Source organism: Mycobacterium gordonae, from assembly GCF_002101675.1.
GTDB classification, from domain to species: domain Bacteria; phylum Actinomycetota; class Actinomycetes; order Mycobacteriales; family Mycobacteriaceae; genus Mycobacterium; species Mycobacterium gordonae.
This window is the reverse complement of sequence record NZ_LQOY01000118.1, coordinates 1-1,738: the sequence shown is the minus strand read 5'-3', so window position 1 is coordinate 1,738 and position 1,738 is coordinate 1. Positions and strand designations below refer to the sequence as shown.

The 1,738-nt window shown below is 66.2% G+C and carries 1 protein-coding gene and 1 pseudogene; both read right to left on the bottom strand.

What is annotated here, in order from left to right; genetic code table 11:
• Positions 1–98: 98 nt before the first annotated feature.
• Positions 99–599 carry a DUF4226 domain-containing protein gene (locus AWC08_RS18815; RefSeq protein WP_159460007.1) on the bottom strand — a complete coding sequence of 167 codons (501 nt, stop codon included), beginning with the start codon at positions 597–599 and terminating at the stop codon, positions 99–101.
• Between the two features lie 83 nt (positions 600–682).
• Positions 683–1,738, bottom strand: a pseudogene (locus AWC08_RS36615) (hypothetical protein); the annotation flags it as partial.

Here is a 1,738-nt window from a genome sequence, read left to right as displayed (position 1 = left end):
CGGCCACAAACTCCCCAACACTCACCCACCAAAACTAACCGCCCAAAAACCCCCCGACCACAACGCACGACCACCAATTTCGGCGGTTTAGCCGGCAGTTAGATGACGTTGTCCCGATATCCGGCGGCCAGCTCGCGCAGCTGCGCGGCCGCATCCGCATAGGCCCGTCTGCTCGCCGCGACGTGCTGCTGCACCTGGCCCACGATCTGATCCAGCGTCGACACCACAAGCTGCGTTCCCGCCGGCGAATCAGCTACCGGCATCATCGCGTCCACCTGGGCGCGAGCCTGCTCACGAAGCCGCTGCACAACTGCACGTCCCTCAGCAGCCGCCGCGGCCGCCGCGGCGACAATCTGGGCGCCTCGCTCATCCAAATCTTGCAACGCCCCGTGCTGTCGCGCCCACTGCCCGTGGGCTTCCTCAAGCCTGTCTGCCAGCGCCACACCGCCGGCCGGCGGCGTTCGCCCCCCCGCAGGTGTCGCGCCGAACTTGAACTCGATGGCCTGCTCGACGTCGGGGAACAGTGCCTCACCGCGCGCCAGCAGCCGATCGATCACATCGTCAGCAAATTGCCGCAGACTCGGGTCAACGCCAGCCACACCCACACATTAACGCCGGAACCGGCCAAGAACTACGGATGTGATCGCCGGCGGACCCGGGAGGACACTCAGGAGGCGACAGATCAGAAGGGCAGGCCTATCGCGAGCGGGCCGAACCCGAGTGCCCTGTTCGAGATCAGTCCGATTCCGCGGTTGCTGTCGCCGATGTTGTCCAGCCCGAAGTTGCGGTCGCCGATGTTGTTGAAGCCGAGGTTATTGTTGCCGATATTGTTGAAGCCGACGTTGAAGCTGCCGATGTTGCTGCCACCGAGGTTGAAGCTACCGATGTTGTTGTCCCCGAAGACGTTTAAGCTCCCATTGTTTCGGTAGCCGAGGTTGAAGCTGCCGTTGTTTCCGTCGCCGAAGTTCAGCAAACCGTTGTTTCCGCTGCCGAAATTCAAGAAGCCCTGGTTGTTGTCGCCGACGTTGAACAGGCCCAGGTTGCCGGTGCCGGGGTCCAAGAAGCCTAAGCCGGCGGCATTGAGCACCGTCTTTTGCGCGTTCACAGCCCCTTGGTGGATCGCCTGCTGCACGGCCAGGTTGATGCCGGCGATCTGGCTGTTTAGTCCGTTGGTGATGGACGCGCCGACGTAGTTGATACTGCCGTTGATCTGGTCGATGACGAGGTAGGCGTTGGTCGCTGCGTTGTAGACAATGAGGTTGGCGTTGAGTCCGGCGTTAGTGATCAGGCCTTGGAATTGTTGCGATATGCCGCCCAGACCTTGCTGGATGCCAGGCACGCTGATAGGGCTTGAGGGGCCTGCGCCGCCGTTGCCTCCGAGGGGGCCGGTCGCGCCGGCCAGGCCGGGTTGGCTGAACAGAAATCCGCCGGGCCCGGCGCCGCCGCCGGCGCCTGGGGTGCCGGCGAATCCGCCCGCCCCTCCGCCGCCGCCGACGGTGGCGCCGCGGCCTCCGGTGCCGCCGTTGCCCGCGGCCCCGCCCGTGGCGCCATCGCCGCCGTTGCCGATCAGAGCCGCGCCATGGCCGCCGGCGCCGCCGACACCGCCCGTTCCACCGGTTCCGCCCTGACCGCCCAATCCACCTACGATTTGGGCTGGCCCGCCCGTGCCGCCATGGCCGGCCGCCCCGCCCGCGCCGCCGTCGCCGCCGTGCCCGTAAATCCATCCACCGTTACCGCC